The 20,573-nt window shown below is 56.1% G+C and carries 19 protein-coding genes; 14 read left to right on the forward strand and 5 right to left on the reverse strand.

Annotated features, from left to right (window positions below):
- The first annotated feature begins 1 nt into the window (after nt 1).
- The 7 genes from Q1B21_RS00525 (at nt 2) to Q1B21_RS00555 (ending at nt 9,931) form a co-directional block, all read left to right on the forward strand.
- Nucleotides 2-958, forward strand: a complete 957-nt coding sequence (locus Q1B21_RS00525) for a site-specific tyrosine recombinase XerD (protein ID WP_299884614.1) — start codon at nt 2-4, stop codon at nt 956-958.
- 63 nt (nt 959-1,021) lie between these two features.
- Nucleotides 1,022-2,329, forward strand: coding sequence for an HlyC/CorC family transporter (locus Q1B21_RS00530; protein WP_298932312.1), 1,308 nt, complete (start codon nt 1,022-1,024; stop codon nt 2,327-2,329).
- A 146-nt stretch (nt 2,330-2,475) separates the two neighbouring features.
- Complete coding sequence (locus tag Q1B21_RS00535; RefSeq protein WP_299884618.1) at nt 2,476-4,893, forward strand: FAD-dependent oxidoreductase; 2,418 nt, start codon at nt 2,476-2,478, stop codon at nt 4,891-4,893.
- A gap of 31 nt (nt 4,894-4,924) precedes the next feature.
- Entirely contained in the window at nt 4,925-5,524 is a 600-nt protein-coding gene (locus tag Q1B21_RS00540; RefSeq protein WP_299884621.1) for a nucleotidyltransferase family protein, read from the forward strand.
- 748 nt (nt 5,525-6,272) lie between these two features.
- Nucleotides 6,273-7,709, forward strand: a complete 1,437-nt coding sequence (locus Q1B21_RS00545) for a Do family serine endopeptidase (RefSeq protein WP_299884623.1) — start codon at nt 6,273-6,275, stop codon at nt 7,707-7,709.
- 178 nt (nt 7,710-7,887) lie between these two features.
- A complete protein-coding gene (locus Q1B21_RS00550) occupies nt 7,888-8,568 on the forward strand; it encodes a response regulator transcription factor (protein WP_298932320.1) in 681 nt (226 codons plus the stop codon).
- Between the two features lie 49 nt (nt 8,569-8,617).
- Complete coding sequence (locus Q1B21_RS00555) at nt 8,618-9,931, forward strand: ATP-binding protein (protein ID WP_299884626.1); 1,314 nt, start codon at nt 8,618-8,620, stop codon at nt 9,929-9,931.
- Here Q1B21_RS00555 and Q1B21_RS00560 read toward each other — a convergent pair.
- Genes Q1B21_RS00560 through Q1B21_RS00570 form a run of 3 tightly spaced genes read right to left on the reverse strand, consistent with a single transcriptional unit; the run spans nt 9,928 to nt 12,671 of the window.
- A complete protein-coding gene (locus Q1B21_RS00560) occupies nt 9,928-10,395 on the reverse strand; it encodes a CYTH domain-containing protein (protein ID WP_299884629.1) in 468 nt (155 codons plus the stop codon). The two genes, Q1B21_RS00555 and Q1B21_RS00560, sit on opposite strands and share 4 nt — an antisense overlap.
- Nucleotides 10,392-11,147 (reverse strand): ParA family protein, encoded by a 756-nt coding sequence (locus tag Q1B21_RS00565; RefSeq protein WP_299884632.1) that lies wholly within the window; start codon nt 11,145-11,147, stop codon nt 10,392-10,394. Before Q1B21_RS00565 ends, Q1B21_RS00560 begins: the two co-directional genes overlap by 4 nt.
- A gap of 3 nt (nt 11,148-11,150) precedes the next feature.
- Nucleotides 11,151-12,671, reverse strand: a complete 1,521-nt coding sequence (locus Q1B21_RS00570; RefSeq protein ID WP_299884634.1) for a CHAD domain-containing protein — start codon at nt 12,669-12,671, stop codon at nt 11,151-11,153.
- A gap of 146 nt (nt 12,672-12,817) precedes the next feature.
- On the opposite strand from Q1B21_RS00570, the gene Q1B21_RS00575 reads away from it, so the two are divergent.
- Nucleotides 12,818-13,165 (forward strand): TfoX/Sxy family protein, encoded by a 348-nt coding sequence (locus Q1B21_RS00575; RefSeq protein ID WP_299884637.1) that lies wholly within the window; start codon nt 12,818-12,820, stop codon nt 13,163-13,165.
- Nucleotides 13,166-13,229: 64 nt separating this feature from the next.
- On the opposite strand, the gene ndk is transcribed toward Q1B21_RS00575, so the two are convergent.
- Both ndk and Q1B21_RS00585 read right to left on the reverse strand, forming a co-directional pair.
- Nucleotides 13,230-13,652 (reverse strand): nucleoside-diphosphate kinase, encoded by a 423-nt coding sequence (gene ndk / locus Q1B21_RS00580; RefSeq protein ID WP_058273797.1) that lies wholly within the window; start codon nt 13,650-13,652, stop codon nt 13,230-13,232.
- 115 nt (nt 13,653-13,767) lie between these two features.
- A complete protein-coding gene (locus Q1B21_RS00585; protein WP_299884642.1) occupies nt 13,768-14,970 on the reverse strand; it encodes a multidrug effflux MFS transporter in 1,203 nt (400 codons plus the stop codon).
- 107 nt (nt 14,971-15,077) lie between these two features.
- Between Q1B21_RS00585 and Q1B21_RS00590 the strand changes: the two genes are divergently transcribed.
- The 6 genes from Q1B21_RS00590 to Q1B21_RS00615 all read left to right on the forward strand — a co-directional run bounded on the left by Q1B21_RS00590 (nt 15,078) and on the right by Q1B21_RS00615 (nt 20,525).
- Nucleotides 15,078-16,931 carry an ABC-F family ATP-binding cassette domain-containing protein gene (locus Q1B21_RS00590; protein WP_299884645.1) on the forward strand — a complete coding sequence of 618 codons (1,854 nt, stop codon included), beginning with the start codon at nt 15,078-15,080 and terminating at the stop codon, nt 16,929-16,931.
- Nucleotides 16,928-17,323, forward strand: a complete 396-nt coding sequence (locus Q1B21_RS00595; protein WP_299884648.1) for an ACT domain-containing protein — start codon at nt 16,928-16,930, stop codon at nt 17,321-17,323. Before Q1B21_RS00590 ends, Q1B21_RS00595 begins: the two co-directional genes overlap by 4 nt.
- A complete protein-coding gene (locus Q1B21_RS00600; protein ID WP_299078582.1) occupies nt 17,320-17,940 on the forward strand; it encodes a MarC family protein in 621 nt (206 codons plus the stop codon). The genes Q1B21_RS00595 and Q1B21_RS00600 overlap by 4 nt, the downstream gene beginning before the upstream one ends.
- Nucleotides 17,941-17,982: 42 nt before the next feature.
- Nucleotides 17,983-18,564 (forward strand): TIGR02281 family clan AA aspartic protease, encoded by a 582-nt coding sequence (locus Q1B21_RS00605; protein WP_298932344.1) that lies wholly within the window; start codon nt 17,983-17,985, stop codon nt 18,562-18,564.
- 153 nt (nt 18,565-18,717) lie between these two features.
- Nucleotides 18,718-19,932: a CynX/NimT family MFS transporter gene (locus Q1B21_RS00610; RefSeq protein ID WP_299884652.1), complete on the forward strand. Its 1,215-nt coding sequence runs from the start codon at nt 18,718-18,720 to the stop codon at nt 19,930-19,932.
- Entirely contained in the window at nt 19,929-20,525 is a 597-nt protein-coding gene (locus Q1B21_RS00615; protein WP_299884655.1) for a YceI family protein, read from the forward strand. The genes Q1B21_RS00610 and Q1B21_RS00615 overlap by 4 nt, the downstream gene beginning before the upstream one ends.
- The last annotated feature ends 48 nt before the right edge of the window (nt 20,526-20,573 follow it).

Raw genomic sequence — 20,573 nt, forward strand, 5'->3', positions numbered from 1 at the left:
GATGGGCGCCCCGGCTTCACAGAATCTGTGGATTTCCACGTTTCTGCAGGCTCAGGCCGCCGAATTGGGCGCTGCTACGAATACATTGCTGGCCTATGGGCGAGACTTGAAAGACTTTGCAGCTTGGCTCGACCATCGGAAAGTGGGGTTCGATCAAGCGGATCGTGATCAAATCGAAGCTTATCTGATCGATTGTGATGCGCAGGGTCTGTCGCGATCCACCCGCGCCCGGCGGCTGTCGGCAATCAAGCAGCTATTTCGCTTTGCGTTCGAAGAAGGCTGGCGCGACGCGAATCCCGCCATTCAGATCAAGGGTCCGGGTCGGCAGAAACGCCTGCCAAAAACACTGGATGTACCCGAGGTGGATCGCCTGCTTGAGGCCGCAAGAACGACCGGACGCGGCAAGGCGGACCGGGTGCGCAATACCTGTATGATGGAAGTACTCTATGCCACGGGCATGCGTGTGACCGAGCTCGTGTCGCTGCCCGTCTCGTCGGCGCGCGGTGATCCCCGGATGCTATTGGTTCTGGGCAAGGGGGGAAAAGAACGCATGGTGCCCCTGTCGCCACCTGCCCGCGATGCACTTGCGGCATGGTTGAGCGTGCGCGATCAAGCTGAAGATCAGACTGTAGCAGATGGTGGTCAACAGTCTCGTTTCCTGTTTCCGTCACGTGGCAAATCCGGGCACCTGACACGGCATCGGTTTTTTCTGCTGGTCAAAGAATTGGCGGTTCAAGGCGGCGTTTCGCCGGAAAAAGTCACCCCTCACACCCTGCGGCACGCCTTTGCGACACACCTGCTGGCCAACGGCGCGGATTTGCGTTCAATCCAAACGCTTCTTGGCCATGCTGACGTTGCCACGACCGAGATTTACACCCATGTTCTGGATGAACGTCTGGCTGAACTGGTGTTGCAGCATCACCCGCTGACGAAAGACCCCGACGCTGAAAAGGGCTAACCCCTTGATCGGACGGGGCAGCATCCCCATAACGAATGCAGCAACACGAACAAACAAGGACCGATGGAACCTGATTCTTCCCTGATCGACAGCGCCTTTTGGGTAACCTCAGGCGCTATTGTGCTTTTGCTTTTCCTGTCGGGCTTTTTCTCGGGATCTGAAACCGCATTGACCGCGTCTTCACGCGGGAAACTGCGTGCGCAGGCCGACAAAGGCTCGCGTGGCGCACAAAAGGCTCTGAAACTGACCGACGACAATGAACGCCTGATCGGGTCGGTTCTGCTGGGCAACAACCTTGTCAACATTCTGGCGGCATCACTGGCCACTGCCCTGTTCACGCGACTTTTCGGTGAAAGCGGCGTGGCGCTGGCGACACTGGTCATGACCCTATTGGTTCTGATCTTTGCCGAAGTTTTGCCGAAGACCTATGCCATCACGAACTCGGAAAAAGCGGCCTCCGCTGTCGCACCAATTATCAGTGTCGTTGTGACCGTCTTCTCACCCATTGTGGCGGCGGTGCGTCTTTTGGTACGCGGTGTATTGCGCCTGTTTGGTGTGCAGATCGATCCCGACAGCAACATTCTTGCGGTGCGCGAGGAAATCGCAGGCGCGTTGCAACTGGGCCATTCAGAAGGCGTCGTTGAAAAAGAAGATCGGGACCGCATTCTGGGTGCGCTAGATCTGGGTGAGAGAGCTGTTGAAGAGATCATGTTGCACCGCTCGAATATCGAAATGATCGATGCGGACGCGGCACCCGAGGCGATCCTGAGACAATGCCTGGAAAGCCCGCACACGCGTTTGCCTGTGTTTCGGGACGAACCTGAGAACATCGTGGGGGTCGTCCATGCAAAAGACCTGTTTCGTGCGATGTATGCGCAAGCCGGGGGCACAGATGGAGACCCTAGCCGACTTAAATCGTTCGACATCTCCAAAGTGGCGAATGACCCGTACTTCGTCCCGGAAACAACAACGCTGGACGACCAGATGCGGGAATTCCTGCGCATGCACAGCCACTTTGCACTGGTCGTTGATGAGTATGGATCGCTTCGTGGCCTGATCACTTTGGAAGATATTCTTGAAGAGATCGTTGGTGAAATCGCTGATGAGTTTGACATCGATGAAGAAGTTCCTGTGACACGCACAGATGACGGCCAATTCCTTGTCGAAGGCGCCATGACAATCCGCGATGTCAACCGCGCGCTGGATTGGTCTCTGCCCGATGAAGAGGCCAATACACTGGCCGGGCTAGTCATTCACGAGGCGCAGATGATTCCGGTTGTGGGTCAGGTCTTCTCATTCCACGGGTTCCGGTTCGAAGTGACCGCGCGCGAAGGAAATCGCGTAACCGGCCTCAAGATCCGCCCTTTGTGATACTTTTACAGACAATCAGGATCGGCACGTAATTTAGTGCCGGTTTTGGCTTTGGCGTAATCTCCCTAAGCGACAGGTTTTGTCGTATTTGATATTGCGTCCTCGCCCCCTCCGATCAGACTGACAAAAATAGTTCGGAGAATTCCATGAAACTCGAAACCCGTGTGGCAGTCATAGGCGGCGGTGTCGTCGGTTGTTCTGTTCTGTATCACCTGACCAAACTGGGGTGGTCCGACGTGATGCTGTTGGAACGATCCGAGCTGACCTCAGGCTCGACCTGGCACGCGGCGGGTGGATTTCACACGCTGAACGGCGACACCAATATGGCGGCGCTGCAGGGCTACACAATCAGGCTGTATAAGGAGCTGGAGGAGATCACCGGCATGTCCTGCGGGCTTCACCATGTTGGTGGCGTAACGCTGGCCGACAACCAGGACCGGTTCGATATGCTTTTGGCGGAGCGGGCCAAGCACCGGTTCATGGGGCTTGAGACGGAAATAGTCGGCCCCGATGAAATCAAGAAGATCGCCCCAATCACCAATACGGACGGCATCATCGGCGCGCTTTACGATCCGCTGGACGGCCATCTTGACCCGTCCGGCACAACCCACGCCTATGCCAAAGCCGCGCGTATGGGCGGAGCCACGATTGAAACCCACTGTATGGTGCAAGAAACCAACCAGCGTCCTGATGGGACGTGGGATGTGGTCACCGACAAGGGCACGATCCACGCGGAACACGTCGTCAATGCAGGCGGACTGTGGGCCCGCGAGGTCGGTGCAATGGCCGGAGTCTACTTCCCGCTGCACCCGATGGAGCATCAGTATCTGGTCACTGATGCGATCCCACAAATCGAAACCATCATCGATGCCGGAGGTGAACACCCTCATGTGATGGATCCTGCTGGCGAGAGCTATTTGCGTCAGGAAGGCCGGGGCCTGTGTATCGGGTTCTACGAGCAACCCTGTAAACCGTGGGCGGTCGATGGCACACCGTGGGATTTCGGCCATGAGCTCCTGCCCGATAACTATGACAAGATCACCGACAGTATCGAATTTGCCTACAAGCGCTTTCCGGTGCTGGCCGAGGCGGGTGTCAAATCAGTGATCCACGGCCCGTTTACCTTTGCCCCTGACGGCAACCCTCTGGTCGGCCCGGTCCCCGGGACGCGAAACTATTGGTCGGCTTGTGGTGTGATGGCCGGATTCAGTCAGGGCGGTGGCGTTGGACTGACATTGGCACAGTGGATGATCGAGGGCGAACCAGAACGCGACGTCTTTGCCATGGATGTGGCCCGTTTTGGCGATTGGATCAGCCCGGGTTACACCCGCCCCAAGGTGATCGAAAACTATCAAAAACGGTTCAGCGTCGCCTACCCGAACGAGGAACTCCCCGCCGCACGCCCCAACCGCACCACGCCGATGTATGACATCTTCAGCGATCTGGGCGCCGTATGGGGTCAGCAATACGGGCTGGAGGTTCCAAACTACTTTGCCCAAGACGATGAGCCCGGGTACGAAACCCCATCCTTCCGCCGGTCAGACGCGTTCAAGGCAATAGGCCGCGAAGTGCTCGCGGTGCGTGAAGGCGTCGGGATCAACGAAGTCCACAATTTTGGCAAATACCGCATCAACGGACCTTCCGCGCGAAACTGGCTCGATCGGGTCATGGCCGGGCGTATCCCCCAGCCAGGCCGCGTATCCCTGACACCGATGCTGTCGCCCAAGGGCAAGTTGATTGGCGATTTCACGGTCTCTTGTCTGGATGAGGTCACGTTCCAACTGACCGCCTCTTATGGAAGTCAGGCTTTTCACATGCGCTGGTTCCAGCAGCATCAAGAGAACGGTGTCACAATTGAAAACATCAGCGATCGGTTGAACGGCTTTCAGATTGCCGGGCCAAAAGCCAATCGGGTTTTGGAAAGCTGTACGCGTGACGACGTGTCAGACCTCACATTTCTGGATGTGCGCCCGATGACCATCGGCATGACGGATTGCATCGTTCAAAGGGTCAGCTACACAGGTGATCTCGGTTATGAAATCTACTGTGACCCGATAGCTCAGCGGCAGCTGTGGTGGACGTTGTGGCAGGCGGGCGAACCGCATGGCATGGTGCCGTTTGGCATGCGTGCGATGATGTCCCTGCGTTTGGACAAGTTCTTTGGGTCATGGATGCGAGAGTTCTCACCCGACTACACAGCTGCGGAAACCGGTTTGGACCGGTTCATCTCGTTTTCCAAAAACACAGATTTCATTGGTCGCGCGGCGGCAGAAGCCGAAAAATCCACGGGTAGTGCACGCAAGTTGGTGGCATTTCAGGTTGATGCAGACGATGCCGACGTCAATGCGTATGAGCCGATTTGGCTGGATGGAACAGTTGTTGGGTTCTGCACATCGGGGGGATATTCCCATTTCGCGCAAACATCCGTCGCGCTGGGCTTTTTGCCAACAGAGCGCGCCACTGATGGGTTGGAAGTCGAAATTGAGATCCTGGGCAAGATGAGAAAAGCCCGTGTTATCTCAAGACCACTGTTTGATCCGGATGGTCGCCGCATGAGGGGATGACTTGTCGATCTACCAAAGGCATGGTGACGGGATGAACGACATTCCCGTCATACTGCTGGCCGCAGGACAATCCCGTCGCATGGGCGGTGCCGACAAGCTGATGAAAGAGGTCGATGGCGTACCATTGGTGCGACGATCGACCGAGATAGCAATGACTGCTGGTCCTGTCATTGTCGCCCTGCCTCCGCGCCCTCATCCTCGGTTTGATATTTTGGCAGATCTTGAAATCCTGCGCGTTCCAATCGCTGACGCGGCAGAGGGCATGAATGCCAGCCTGCGCGGGGCCTTGCGGCATGTAACCACTCAAGCCCTAGCCGTTTTGGTGATGTTGGCAGATCTACCTGAATTGACCGCTGTGGATTTGGCCACTGTGATCGGCGCGCGCAAAGCCCAGCCAGACTATCTGATCTGGCGCGGCGCGACTGACAAGGGCAAGCCCGGCCATCCCGTCCTGTTCGACCGCAGCCTGTTCACTCAACTCGGCAAACTGCAAGGAGACGAGGGAGCGCAATCAGTCGTGCAAGCACACAAAGGCAAAGTACATCTGGTGAGCTTGCCCGGACAGCACGCATTGCGAGATGTGGATACCGAGGAAGACTGGGACGCCTGGCAGGCAAACCGGACCCTTTAAATGAGCGCGGCCCGGTCATTTAAGACCGGGCCGGCTACCCAAATTAGGACTACCACTTTTCACCAATCAAATAAGCGCGACCAACTTGCCTTTGAAGACACATTGGTATGGAGCCGCAAAACCTAAACAAGACCCCCTCGTTAACATGCTGCTAGCGCTCATAAATGATCGAGCTAGCCTTCGGCACCCCCTAGCGCCTCAGGCCCTCCGTAATTGGGCAAGTTCATATTTGCCGATCCGATGCCTCGAAACAACGTAAAATTGGAAGAAACGGTTAATTTTGGCCAAACGCGGTTGGCTTTTGCGCAACATCTCGCCTGAGGCGATTCAGCTTTAAGTTGACTGCGTTTTCCGCCTCTGAGTGCAAACCCAATTAAGCATTAACGTATTGCTCATTATGCTAACTCTTCAGGTTATTTACTGGAAAAATTGACGGGTTTCGATCAATCCCTACAACCTTAAGTCGATGACCTATGATCAAGCAAAAACGACGTTTCAACTGTAAGCGAAACATAACCAATTCAACTTGTTTGAAAGTTTGACAGCTGTTTCGGCAACAATCCTCTGATTCGCGCAGCCTAAAACAGACGGATTTTTCGAATCCTCTGCCATCTTCGCCGGAAGTAGACACCGGATTTATGGCAAAATTAAGTTTTCTTAATTGATCGGTCAGGAACGGCAAAGGTTGGTCATCCATGTCTTGTTTCAACGCGCGGCCGACATCGTGCGCATCAAACAGGAGACCAAAATGAGCACCCGCAAATCCTCGCTTCTTTTACCGCGTGCATCCAACTGGATGGGCGTCAGCGCCCTGAGCGCCGCAATGCTTGCTACCACCGCCCTGCCCTCGTTGGCGGACGAAGCATTGGCCGATCTGGTCGAGGCTGTATCGCCATCGGTTGTGACAATCATTGCTGAACAAGACGCCACAACAACACCAACGCAGAGCCAGGACTTCGATTTAGAGGGCCACCCGTTCGGAGAGTTCTTCAAACGCTTCGGCGGACCCGAAGGGTTCAACACACCTGAACGCGGACCGTCACAGGGTTTGGGATCAGGTTTTGTCCTGGATGAGGAAGGTTACATTGTGACCAATCATCATGTCGTAGACAACGCGTCCACCGTCACCGTAAGGCTGAGCGACGATCGTGAATTTGAAGCCGAAGTGGTGGGAACAGACCCACTGACCGATCTTGCCGTACTTAAGATCGATGCGGGCGAAAGCCTTCAGGCCGTAGACCTGGGCGACAGCGATGTCATCCGCGTCGGTGAAGATGTCGTAGCGATTGGCAACCCCTTCGGGCTGAGCTCGACCGTCACTACGGGCATTGTTTCCGCAAAGGGTCGCAGCATCTCACAAGGACCTTATGCCGAGTTCATCCAAACGGACGCGGCCATCAACAAAGGCAACTCAGGCGGGCCCCTGTTCAACATGGAAGGCGAAGTGGTTGGCGTGAATTCGGCCATCTATTCGCCCAGCGGCGGCTCGGTCGGTCTTGGTTTTGCTGTCACGTCCAACATCGTCGACCATATCACAACCGATCTGCGTGACGATGGTGAGATCAGCCGCGGCTGGCTGGGCGTATCGATCCAGAATGTAAGCCCAGAGCTTGCCGCTGCCCTTGGTATTGAGGCGTCAAGCGGTGCGTTGGTTTCCGATGTTGTCTCTGGCAGCCCGGCGGATGGTGTATTGCTGCAAGGCGACGTGATTTTATCGTTCAATGACGACGCCGTTGATTCAAGCCGCGATCTGCCCATTCTGGTTGGAACCACCAAAGTCGGCACCAACAGTGTTCTGACCGTCCTGCGCGACGGCAAACAGGAACAGTTGGAACTGACAATCGGCCAATACCAGACTGCCGAGGCAGACGTGGACAGCACATTTGACACCAATGTGTCAGGCACCGCGTTAGGCGTAACCGTTGCACCGTTGACGGAAGCAGCCCGGGCTGAAATGGGCGTTGGAGACACCGTGGATGGTGTGGTTGTCACCGACCTGAAGCCCGATAGCCCGGCGGCCAAAGCGGGTCTGCAACGTGGCGATGTGATCGTAAAACTCGGGTCTCAAGACACCGCGACACCGGACGCGTTGAAGGCTGCGTTAGACAGCGAAAAAACCGACCCGGCGTTGGTGCTGATCAATCGGGGCGGCAGCCAAATCTTTGTCGCCGTCGAGATCGCCTGACCCGAGAGCCGCGCGCGCCACATGATGGGGAAATCTGGCGCGCGCCTCACCCCGGCGGATTTGATTTGTCCGCGATCCGTCGGGCTTGCCGGATGTGCACAGGGCGCATCCGGCAAGACCAAACCATGTGCTTTGTTCAAAAATTGTGTTTAAATCCCGATAGAAAGGATCCCCGATCATGAGCCGTCGCCTGCTAATTGTCGAAGACGATGAAGATACCCGTGAGTTTATCGCCAAAGGGTTTGGCGAAGAAGGGTATGTGGTCGAAGCTGCCGCCGACGGCCGCGAAGGATTGTATCACGCCACAGATGGTGGCTTTGATGCGGTCGTTCTGGACCGGATGTTGCCCGGGTTGGATGGGCTGTCCCTGATCAAATCCATGCGTGCGGCCGGTCTTAAGACGCCGGTTCTGATGCTGACCGCCATGAGCGCGGTGGACGAACGCGTCAAAGGGTTACGGTCCGGCGCAGATGACTATCTTGTCAAACCCTTCTCCTTTCAGGAGTTGCACGCCCGAATCGAAGCATTGTTGCGCCGCCCGCAAGAGGCCGAGGAGACGCCTACCCTCACCTGCAAAGACCTTGAGATGGATCTGCTGACCCGTAAGGTTACCCGCAACGGATATGAAATCACTCTGACCCCGCGCGAGTTCCAGATTCTTGAGTTTTTCCTACGCCGCAAAAACCGTGTGGTGTCACGCACCATGCTTCTGGAAGGGGTTTGGGATTATCATTTTGACCCCAACACCAATGTGGTCGACGTTCATATCTCTAAGCTTAGGCGTCAGCTTGACGAAGGCGGAGACATACCGTTGATTGAAACCGTCCGCGGAGCGGGTTACATGATGTCTGATGGCTAACCTACGGCTTTCCCTTAATAATTCGCGGACTCGTCTTGTTGCCGCCAGTATGGTTCTCAGCACCATTCTGACGGCAACAGTATTGGCTTTGGTCTATGTAACAGCCAATCGCAGCATTGAATCCGAAACACGATCGGTCGTGTCCGCAGAACTAACCGGGTTGGCTGATGAATACGAAAGGCGCGGGCTGATCGGCCTGATATCAGCCATCGAGCGGCGCTTGCCGAGCGCCTCGGAACGGGATGCATTGTATCTTTTGACGGACCGAAACGGCGTCAAACTTGTCGGAAACCTGAAGTACTGGCCCGCGGACATCACAGCTGGGAGTGGCTGGGTTGATCTGGAACTGCGCCGCGCTGACAACGATCAACTGGTGCCTGTCTCTGCAGCCTCCATTCGGTTACCTGGTCGCGAGCGTTTACTTGTCGGGCGGGACGCCGTTGCGCGCCAGCAATTCGACCGGGTCTTGTTGCGCTCAGTTGTTTTGGCCCTGGGAATTGCGCTGGTTCTGAGTGTTTTGACAGGCTGGCTTTTTACCCGTCTGGTGTTCTCTCGGCTGTCCGACATCGCCAATACGGCCGACAATATCGTTTCGGGCGATCTATCCAGACGCATGCCGCTGCGCGGAACCGGAGATGAGTTCGATCAAGTCGCCGGGACACTGAACAACATGCTCGACCGGATCGAAGAGCTGGTCAGCAACCTGCGCACAACGTCCAACTCGATTGCCCATGATCTGCGGTCCCCGTTGTCCCGACTGCGGCAGAGGGTCGAGGCCTTGGCAGACCCCAGCAAAAGCGATCAGGAACGAGAGATCGATATCGCCCGTGCAACCGGCGAAATTGACCATGTTCTGAGGGTGTTGGGACAATTGACCGAAATATCGCGCGCCGAGGCTGGTCTGGGCCGAGAGCAGTTCGAAGAGGTGGATCTGCAACAGTTGGTCAGCGACGTGGTCGAACTTTATGAGCCCGTCGCGGCAGATCAGGGCATCCGGCTAGAAATCACCGGTCAGGCCGCCCCTATTCAGGGACATCGCCCACTGTTGTCACAGGCTTTGTCCAACCTGCTTGAAAACGCTATGCGTTATGCCCCGGAAGAAACAGTCGTCGCGATCTCGATTGCAGAGGATGGTGGTTTCACACGTCTGAGTGTCCGCGACCGAGGACCCGGTGTTCCGGCGGAAGATCTACCCCGGCTACAATTGCCTTTTGTGACGCTTGATCCGGCACGCACCGAACGCAACGCGGGCCTGGGGCTGGCCCTGGTGGCGGCCATTTCTCACATGCATGGTGGTGGGTTCGTGGCGCGCAACTGTGAGCCCGGTCTTGAAACAACACTCAATCTGGCGCATCGACCCTAGGTCGGCACACCCTCAATTGCCATAGTCTTGTTTTTGTAGCGTTTGTCTTCTGTCACATCCGCACCGAACCAGGTTGGTGGGATATATGACAGCGCCTCGGCTTCTGTGGCAAACTCAACTTCGACCAATCGCAAAGGTGCCAGATCGCCGGAAAACACGTCCAGTTCAAAAATGTGGCCGTCAGGCAAGTGTCCGGTATAGCGCTCTTTTTCGACCCGCCGCCCTTTGGTTTCAGGCCAGAATGTCTCGAATTGCTCGGCCGAGATTTCGGCTTCACGCTCAACCCGCGCCAGGCTACCTCCGCCTTTGAGCGTCAGGAAATAGCTTTCATTTTTCTGGCGCAATCGCAGCTCGGTTGAATCGTCCGGTGACGTCAAATACCCCTGACGCACCACTGCTTTTTGCGTCCCGCTCAGATCTGGCAGCTCTCCGACAAGAAACTTGCGTTCGATTTCCATACTCATTTGGATGACACCACTCCGTTTTCCAACTCGTCATACAACGCTTGATACGCAGCACTGGCCGGGCTGCGCCCGGCATAGGTACTGACCGGTGCGCGATGCTGCCCCATTTTTTCGATGTCTGCCGCGAATGGTACAGAGTTCTGCAGGAACCGCTTACTATACGCCGTGCGCATATTCTCCATTGTCTCGTGGTGCAGAGTCTTGCGCAGTTGCACCATGGAAAAGAACGCTCGCAGCTTTTTCTTTCTCAGTTTGTTTTCGTCAAAAAAGCGTATCAGCTGATCGAATGTCCGCTCTGACAATGTCGTTGGGATAACGGGCACAATGATCTCATCTGCCGCCTTGAAGATGTTCTCGGACAGGGTCGAAAAATTCGGAGGGCAGTCCAACACAATCACGTCATAGTCGCTGCCAGCCGACGTCAGGGCCTTTTTCAGGCGCGAGCGTTTGTTCCGCATTCGAGACAAAAACACATCGAAGTCGCGAAAGGTCAGGTTGGCGGGCAGCACGTCCAACCCTTCGAAGTCGCTGGCCCTAATGGCGTTCGTGAACCGTTTGACGTCTTCGAAAAAACGGGCTTCGGTCAGTTTTTTCGAGGGTTTGACCCTAAAATAGAAGCTTGAGGCACCTTGCGGATCAAGATCGCACAGCAAGACCTGTTTGCCTGCCTGCGCATAGGCATGGGCCAAATTCACCGACGTCGCGGTTTTGCCGACGCCCCCTTTGTTGCTGTAGCAGGCAATGATCTTCATTCCTCACTCCTCTGTCTGATGAAACAAGCTGCGAAACAGATGTCGAATGTCCGGCCCATCGAATTGCTGAAAGCTAGACATAACCCGATCCCGCTCGGCTCGTTGGCGTTGATTCATCATGGCGATAAGGCCACCCACGGCCAGTCCGATCTGCGCATCAACGCGACCTTGTGTCGTACTGTAACGGGAAACAAAACTCAGCAAAGCCGCTTGCTGTACTGAGAAGTCGTTAAACAGGCCAAGGTTATCCTGCAGCCTTTTCAATGGCTTGATGATGGTTTTGAAGTCTTTGGCGTGGAACAGTGGCGCAAAGAACTCCATCAGATATCGCAATTTCTTGCAGTCGATCCGAAGATCATGCACCAGATCATCCGGTGTGTTTTCGCTGATGCTGCGCGCCAGTTTGCAGACCTTGCGATAGCGTTTCCAGATCAACGCGCAGGCGTATTCATAAGCCCCGCGCTGTGCATTTTTGCCCGGTTCCAATTGACTGGGGCCGTCAAATACTGCGTTCAGATCCTTCATTGTCTTGTCGTATGCGGCGCTTCGCAACCGCCGCTTCAAGCGAGTAAATTCCTGCCCGCGCTCTTCCTGAAATTGTTCAAACATTGCTTGCAATCCTGCATGAAGATTAGGCGGGATCAGTTTGAAATACATGTCTTTTTCTAAAAGATAGACATCGAGATCGCGCATGCGTCCCGTCGATGCCATGAGCTCTGAAAAGAGCTGCTTTAGTTCAACGGTCTGACTTTCAGAAAACACCCCTTTGAACAGACTAATGACCGAGCGGATTTTCCGTAGCGAGACGCGGTAGTCATGCAGGAATTCGGTATCGGTGTCCGCGATCACGCCTTCTTCGTTTTGCCGTGCGACCGCCAAGTATGTACGGATGATATCGGCAGCGACCTCGATTGAGGGTTCGTTTTTGCCAAGATGAATATCGGGCTTGGCATGATAGGGGCGCATATCGGGAAAAAGCCCCTGATACACCGCTTCGAACCGTTTACCTTGTGCCACTTTCTCCGCCAGAACTGCACAGACCTTGGCAAACACCCGTTCGTATCCGCGCAACTTTTCGATCCCGACAACGGTCACTTGGCCAACATCCGTCGACATCGACCAAACAGAACCGCGTACTTGTGTCTTTTGCAGATCATCCAGAATGGCCAACGAGTTGGTTTGGATTTCGCCCTGCCCAACTGCGATCAACGCCCGCAGAACCGGGAATCCTTTCAATGCACTGCTTACAGGACCAGCTGGCAGATCCTGGGCAAACTGGTCTTTAGCTTCGCAGTGTTGGATGAATGACTGCCCATCGCTTCGCAAAAGCTGCAACATCCCATCGCTCTGGATCAAAAACCGACCCTTGGCCCTTAGCGATTGATCATGACAGTCTAACAACGTGAAAGATCTTGGTGCGGAATTGGGTTCGATTTTGACCGAAAGATGTTCAGGCATCTGGTCGAGTGTTGTTTCATTAAACAGGAATGGCAGTACGAAAAACCCTGCATTTTTCATCTTCATGAATTGCCTCTCCGAGGTCTGCCATGATGCGTACTGACCTCAATGAAAGCATGAGAACGCAGTTCAATCTGCCTATCAACAATAATCTGGACTGAACTCATCAATACGCGGGTGACAGCTAAAGGCTGCGAGGCTAAGACAAGGAAATGACTGATCCTGTCTCAACCATTCGAAATCTTGGTCCGGCTTTTGAACAGGCCTGCGCAGAGGCTGGAATTCATTCAGCAGATGAATTGCGAGAGCTGGGCGCGGATGAGGCCTATAGCCGATTGCTGCAGTCTGGTACCAAGGCCCATTTCATTGGGTACTATGTGCTGGTCATGGGGTTGCAGGGTCGCCCTTGGAACGATTGCAAAGGTGACGAGAAAAAAGCCCTGCGGCAGAGGTTCGACGCGATCAAGGCCAGTGCGCGTCCAGGACCAGAAAACCAGATGATCTCAGAACTGGATGCGATCGGCGTCCGTGTTGCGGCCAACGATCTCAAGCTGGATTGATTGGCCACAAAAAAGGCCGCACCCAACAACGGATACGGCCCTCAAATTCTTTTAGAATGGCGGATTAGCCAACCAGTTCGATGCCCGAAAAGAAATAGGCGATCTCGACGGCCGCTGTTTCCGGTGCGTCCGACCCGTGAACCGAGTTTTCGCCAACAGATTCAGCGAATTCAGCGCGGATGGTGCCGGGCGCTGCGTCTGCGGGATTGGTTGCGCCCATGACTTCGCGGTTCTTTGCAATGGCGCCTTCGCCTTCCAGAACCTGAACAATGACCGGCTCGGACGACATGAATTCGCACAGTTCGTCGTAGAACGGACGCTCGGCATGCACGTCATAGAACTTGCCAGCCTGGGCTTTGGTCATGTGGATACGCTTTTGCGCGACGATGCGCAGACCTGCGTCTTCGAATTTGGCGTTGATCTTGCCTGTCAGGTTGCGGCGGGTTGCATCAGGTTTGATGATCGAAAATGTGCGTTCCAGTGCCATGTCGGCCTCTCCTTACGTGATGGCGCGGGGTTCGCGCCGAAATCCATCGCGCGCCGCGTAACATGGTATTGGCTTCGTGAAAAGTGGAATGATGGGCCGCCCAATTGATTGACCGTTAGATTGTATCCGGCAACGGGTCGCGAAGGTCGACCCAGCACACATAGAGCACCGCCAATAAACCAGCGAAGCTGCTGGCACACATCATTCCCAACACCAGAAACGGTCCGTTTTCTGCGCTGACCAGCGCGCCGGTTAGGGTCGTCAGCACAGCCCCCAACGCCACGATCATTGCGCCAGACAGGCCTGCTGCACTGCCCGCAAGCTTAGGGCGGACAGACATCAACCCGGCCGAGGCGTTGGCGTTTGTCAGGCCATTGCCGAAGCCCACAAAGATGGCCGAGCCGAAGAAAACCCAGACCGAACCAAGACCCGACAGAAAAAGCAGCAATCCGCAGAACGGCCCAACAGACGCAATCACCCGCCCAATCAAGATCATTGTTGTCAGTCTCGTCCTCGCCGCAATACGCCCGGTGATGAAGTTACCGACCATGAAACCTCCGGTGATGATTCCGATCCCCAATCCTAGCATCGCAGGGCTAAGATCGAACCACGCCGCCGCCACCAATGGCGCACCGGTGATGAAACTGTAAAATCCACCGATCGAAAACGCTGCACACAAGGCGTAGCCCCAAAACCTGCGTGCCCGGAACAGATGCGGATATTCACGAAGTTGCGCAGCAAAGGTTGATGATCGATCTGTATTGGTTTCTCCCATATCCGACCAAAGCAGCACCAGCATCCCTGCCCCCAGTGTCGAATACAGAACAAACCCGGCGCGCCATCCAAAGAGCGAATCCAACGCGCCGCCGAGCATTGGCCCAAGCATGGGTGCCAGTGCCATCGCCATTGCCACATAGCCCAGCTTGCTGGCGGCCTCGTTTGGGGGGTACATGTCGCGGATGGAGGCGCTGGATAACACAGGTCCAGCAACGACCGCAGCCTGCAGTAAACGAAACCCCAGGAATACCCAGATCGACTCGGCCATTACGCATCCGACGGACGCGCACGCAAATATCGCCATGCAGATCAACAACACAGGCCGCCGCCCATATCGGTCTGACAAAGGCCCCATGATCAGTTGCAGTACGGCGGATACCGCCAGATACCCTGCGATCGACAGATTCACCACGGCATAGTCGACCTGAAAATCTTCTCCCATCCGTGCGAGTGACGGCAGGAACATGTTCAGTGACAACACCGATAGGGCTGTTGCAAAGACCAGTGTGACCAGAGATGGGGGCGATTGAGCCGGGCGCATGACGAAAACCGTTGTAAAATGCCAACCGGAACAGCGCTAACACATCCCTTGCACCTTGAACATGGCAGGCTCTGGCGGCGCCATCAACGCTCTGTTAAGAGCGCCCTATGTTACGGATCGAAAATATCACTTATGCCGTCGAAGGCCGCCCCCTTATTGACGGGGCCAGTGCCACCATTCCTGATGGCCACAAGGTAGGTCTTGTGGGGCGTAACGGCACCGGGAAAACCACCTTGTTCCGGCTGATCCGGGGCGAATTGGCACTGGAATCGGGCGATATCGCGCTTCCAAAACGGGCGCGGATTGGCGGCGTGGCGCAAGAGGTTCCCTCCTCCGATGTCTCGCTGATCAACACGGTCCTGGCCGCGGATACCGAGCGCAGCGCTTTGATGGTCGAAGCGGACAGCGCGACTGACCCCAATCGCATCGCCGAAATCCAGACCCGGCTGGTGGATATCGACGCCTGGTCCGCCGAGGCGCGCGCGGCGTCGATCCTCAAGGGCCTCGGCTTTGATGACGAGGATCAACTGAAACCCTGCTCGGACTTTTCGGGCGGCTGGCGGATGCGTGTTGCATTGGCGGCGGTGCTGTTTTCGCAGCCAGATCTTTTGCTGCTGGACGAACCGACCAACTATCTGGATCTTGAAGGCGCGCTGTGGCTGGAAAGCTATCTGGCCAAGTATCCGCACACTGTCATCATCATCAGCCACGACCGCGGGTTGCTGAACCGCGCAGTTGGATCGATTCTGCATCTAGAAGACCGCAAGCTCACTTATTACGCGGTACCCTATGATAAGTTTGCGGAACGCCGTGCCGAACGGCTGGCGCAGGCGGAATCCGAGAATGCAAAGTCCAAGGCGCGTATCGCCCATTTGCAAAGCTTTGTGGATCGGTTTCGATATAAAGCCTCCAAAGCGGTACAGGCCCAATCGCGGCTGAAGATGATTGAACGCATTCAATTGGTCTCTACCCCGCAAGAAGCCGCGCTGCGCGCCTTTTCCTTCCCGGAGCCTGAGGAGCTTTCTCCGCCGATCATCCAATTGGAGAGCGGTGTAACCGGGTATGGCGACACCCAAGTGCTGCGCCATTTGAACCTGCGTATCGATCAAGATGACCGCATCGCCTTGCTGGGCAAAAACGGACAAGGCAAATCGACCCTGTCAAAACTGCTATCGGATCGCCTGCCCCTGATGGCGGGCAAAATGACCCGCAGCAGTAAGCTGCGCATCGGCTATTTCGCGCAGCATCAGGTGGATGAGTTGCATGTGGACGAAACACCGCTGGACCACCTGCGCCGCCTGCGCCCAGACGAAGCCCCCGGTAAGTGGCGCTCACGCCTGGCCGGGTTCGGCCTGGGGGCCGATCAGGCCATAACCGAGGTCGGTCGCCTGTCGGGTGGCCAAAAGGCGCGCCTGTCGCTGCTGATCGCCACCATCGACGCGCCGCATATGCTGATCCTTGATGAGCCGACCAACCATCTGGACATCGAAAGCCGCGAAGCCTTGGTCGAGGCGCTGACGGCCTATTCCGGTGCCGTCATTCTGGTCAGCCATGACATGCACTTGCTTGGATTGGTCGCTGATCGCCTTTGGCTAGTGTCGGATGGAACGGTCAATCCGTTCGAAGGTGATCTCGAAGCCTATCGCTCGCTGCTGCTGGGCCGTGACAAACCAGCCAAAACCAAGCAACCGACGGCAAAACCCAAACGTCAGTCCCGAGAAGCGGTTCTGGCCCTACGCGCCGATCTTCGCAAATGCGAGGACAGGATTGCGAAACTCGCAGAGATGCAGGACAAACTCTCGGCTAAGCTGGCCGATCCAGCGCTCTACGAAGACGATCGCGTCAGCGATCTGGAAGTATGGAACCGGAAGTTTGCCGAAGTCACAGATGCAATGGAAAAGGCCGAAACCCTTTGGGTCGCCGCCGCCGAGCGCTTGGAACGTGAAGAGGTGACAAGATGAGCCCAATTCCGGTTAAAGAGACGCAGGCGATGATCGCTGGCATGGAGCCAAAACTGCAACCCGGTTTATATGCCTTTACTCTATGGCCAGAGGGTAAAAAATGGCCAGTCGAAACTCGGGCCAGCTGTATGGAAGATGAAGGTCTTTCCCTTGTTGTACCGATCAATGCGGCGAACGGGGATGCAGTCGCAATGCGCTGCATCACTCTTCAGGTCCATTCTTCGCTTGAAGGCGTCGGATTGACGGCTGCAGTTTCCACTGCCCTGGCGCAGGCTGGCATTCCAGCCAATATGGTTGCAGGATTTCACCATGACCATGTCTACGTTCCGGGCGACTTGGCGACGAAAGCTGTTGATGTCTTGAAAAACCTTCAGAAAGCTGCCGATACATGATCGAAACAGCGTTCCTGATTACGTCATTCACCACATTGCTTGTGGTAATAGACCCTCCGGCTCAGACGCCGATCTTTGTGGCGTTGACGCAGGGCATGGATAAAAGCATGCGGCGAGCCATCGCTGTCCGGGCCTGCCTGACGGCGGCGGGTATTCTGGCCATGTTCGCAGCTTTTGGCGAGGCTGTGCTGGGCTTTGTCGGCATCTCGATGGAAGCGTTTCGCGTGGCGGGCGGCGTTCTGCTGTTCCTGACCGCGCTGGACATGTTGTTTGAACGTCGCACCAAACGACGAGAAAACAGCGCCGAAGAAGAAGAACACCCCGACCCGTCGGTCTTTCCGTTGGGTATCCCCCTGATCGCCGGACCCGGAGCCATTGCCACCATGATCCTTCTGGCGGGTCAGCAACCAGGCATCGAGGGGCTTGCCGTGGTCATCGGCATGATGATCATTGTCGTTGCCATGGTGTTTGTGACCTATCTTACCTCGGGCGCCGTGGCGCGACTGTTGGGAAAAACCGGTCTAAATGTCCTGACTCGTCTGCTTGGAATGCTGTTGGCCGCCCTTTCGGTTCAGTTCATTCTGGATGGCCTCAAGGCCTTTGGCTTTGCGTCGTGAGACCCCATATTAATATGAAGATGACTTATTCCGGGTGACGGTATGGATGGTTATGAAATCGGGCGTTTGACCTATTTGGTCTTGCTGGGCGCGGCCTTGCTGATGTGGTTCTTCACCCACAACCGACAGTCGCTGGGCAAGACCCTGCAGCAGGTTATGGCCTGGGTGTTTATTTTCATTGGCGTCGTCGCTTTGGTGGGGCTTTGGGACGATATCCGCTCGACCGTGGGCACCACGCCTCAGATGGCGGTGTCCGGCAACACCATCGAAGTTCCCCGTGCCTTTGACGGGCATTATTATCTGCCAATGCTGGTGAACGGAGAGCCCATCACCTTTCTGGTCGACACCGGCGCCAGTCAGATCGTCCTGAACGCGCAGGACGCCAAACGTGTGGGCATTGATCTGGACCAACTGAATTATCTGGGCCGCGCGTCGACCGCGAACGGTGTGGTGCGGACGGCCCCTGTGCAATTGGACAGTCTCGCGCTGGGACCGATCCTTGACAACGGCGTCTCAGCTTGGATCAACGAAGGCGACTTGGACAAGTCGTTGCTCGGCATGGATTACCTGCACCGTTTTTCCAACATTCAGTTTGCCGATGGTAAGTTAATCTTGTCGCGCTGAACGCTCGAATAGCTATGCCATGTGGCTGGCCGATCTGACGCAAATGCCGTGACGCGTGGCAGCGGACTGAACCAGAAGAACCCTCGGGTGAAAGCACGAAGATCACGCAACTTGTGACTGGTCAAAACCTGGCCCGCACCCTAGCGTCGCGGCATGAGCCATCCAATCCATGACAGCCGCTATTCCTGGCTTCGCCTTCTGATCACGCTCGCCATCGCAGCCGTGGCGAATGTCGGGATGTGGGCGGTGATCGTGGTCATGCCCGCCGTCGAAACACAATTCGGTGCCGGACGGGCCGAGGCGTCGATGCCCTATACGCTCGCCATGATCGGCTTTGCCCTGGGTAACATGTGGCTGGGGCAGTTGGTGGACCGGTTGGGGGTGACCAAAGCATTGATAGGCGCATCGATCCTGAGCGCCATCAGCTACCTGCTGGCAACACTGGCACCTAACATAGCCCTGCTGTCCGTCGCGCATTTGCTGCTGGGATTGGGCACTTCGATCGGCTTTGGACCCCTGATCGCCGATATCTCACACTGGTTCATGCGCAGACGCGGGATCGCCGTGGCGCTGGTGGCCAGTGGAAACTATCTGTCCGGGGCGATCTGGCCCACCATGCTGTCGGGTATCCTGGCGCGGGATGGCTGGCAGCAGGTCTATCTGACACTGGCGGTACTGACGCTGGTTGTTGTCATTCCCCTGTCCCTGCTGTTGCGCCGGCAGGTCCCGGCCGAGGCGCACACAACCGCCGCTGCCACTGCAAAGATCAATGCGCGCAGTGTCGGAATCTCACCAAGGGCGTTGCAATACATTCTTGGACTGGCAGGCATTGGATGCTGCGTGGCGATGTCGATGCCGCAGGTTCACATCGTGTCCTACTGCGTAGGTCTCGGCTATGGCCCCGCTGTCGGCGCAGAGATGCTGTCCCTGATGCTGCTGGGCGGCGTGGTGAGCCGCATCGTTTCCGGCCTGGTGGCTGACCGGTTGGGTGGCGTCCATACACTGCTCATCGGGTCGATCCTGCAATGCATCGCCCTGTTCCTGTTCTTACCTTATGACGGGATGGTCTCACTTTATGTCGTCAGCATGCTGTTTGGGCTGGCGCAAGGTGGAATCGTACCCAGCTATGCGCTGGTGGTCCGCGAATACATGCCTCCGCAAGAGGCTGGTGCGCGCGTGGGTTTTGTCATGATGATGACCATTCTGGGCATGGCCTTGGGTGGGTGGATGTCGGGGTGGATCTATGACGTCACAGGCAACTACCAATTGGCATTCGTGAACGGGATTTTATGGAACGGTCTTAACATTGCCATCATCGTGATGCTTCTCAAAAGGTCTCGGCCCCGCAGACAAGAGGCACTCGTATGACAACCCTATCGCGTCGCGGCGTTCTCGCAGGGCTCGCTGCCCTGCCCTTCGGCGATCCCGCGCGCGCAGCGCGAAAGCCTTACGCCCTTTCGCCAGACGGCACCCATGTCAGCTTCATGTTTGACCTCTCGGGGATCGCGCAAACGGGGTCTATGCCGATCCGGTCTGCTGACGTTCAGATCGACACGCACAATTTACAAAACAGCGAGGTGGATGTGGTCCTGGATGTTGCGAAGGCAAAAACCCGGCTGCCATTTGCCAGAACGCCCATGCTCAGCCCTGGTGTCCTGAATGCAGAGCAGCATCCAACTATCCGGTTCTCCTCGACAAGTGTACAATTAGGGCCAACTGGGCGGATATCGGACGGCGCCCGCATCACAGGAAACCTGACCGTGCGAGGTGTAACTCGGCCTATCACATTGAACGCCAGCCTGTATCGACAGGCGGGTACGGACGAGGATGATCTTGATCGTTTGTCCATCCGGCTGACAGGTGGGTTGAATCGCCACGACTTTGGGGCGTCCGGATACCCTGACCTGGTTCAGGAAACCGTAGGTCTGGACATTCATGCTGAAATCATGCGTGTAACGTGATGCCAAATGGGTAAAAAACGACGCAATTGAGTCGAATAGATGCGCGCA

Origin of the sequence: uncultured Ruegeria sp., assembly GCF_947504215.1 — a bacterium.
Classification (GTDB): domain Bacteria; phylum Pseudomonadota; class Alphaproteobacteria; order Rhodobacterales; family Rhodobacteraceae; genus Ruegeria.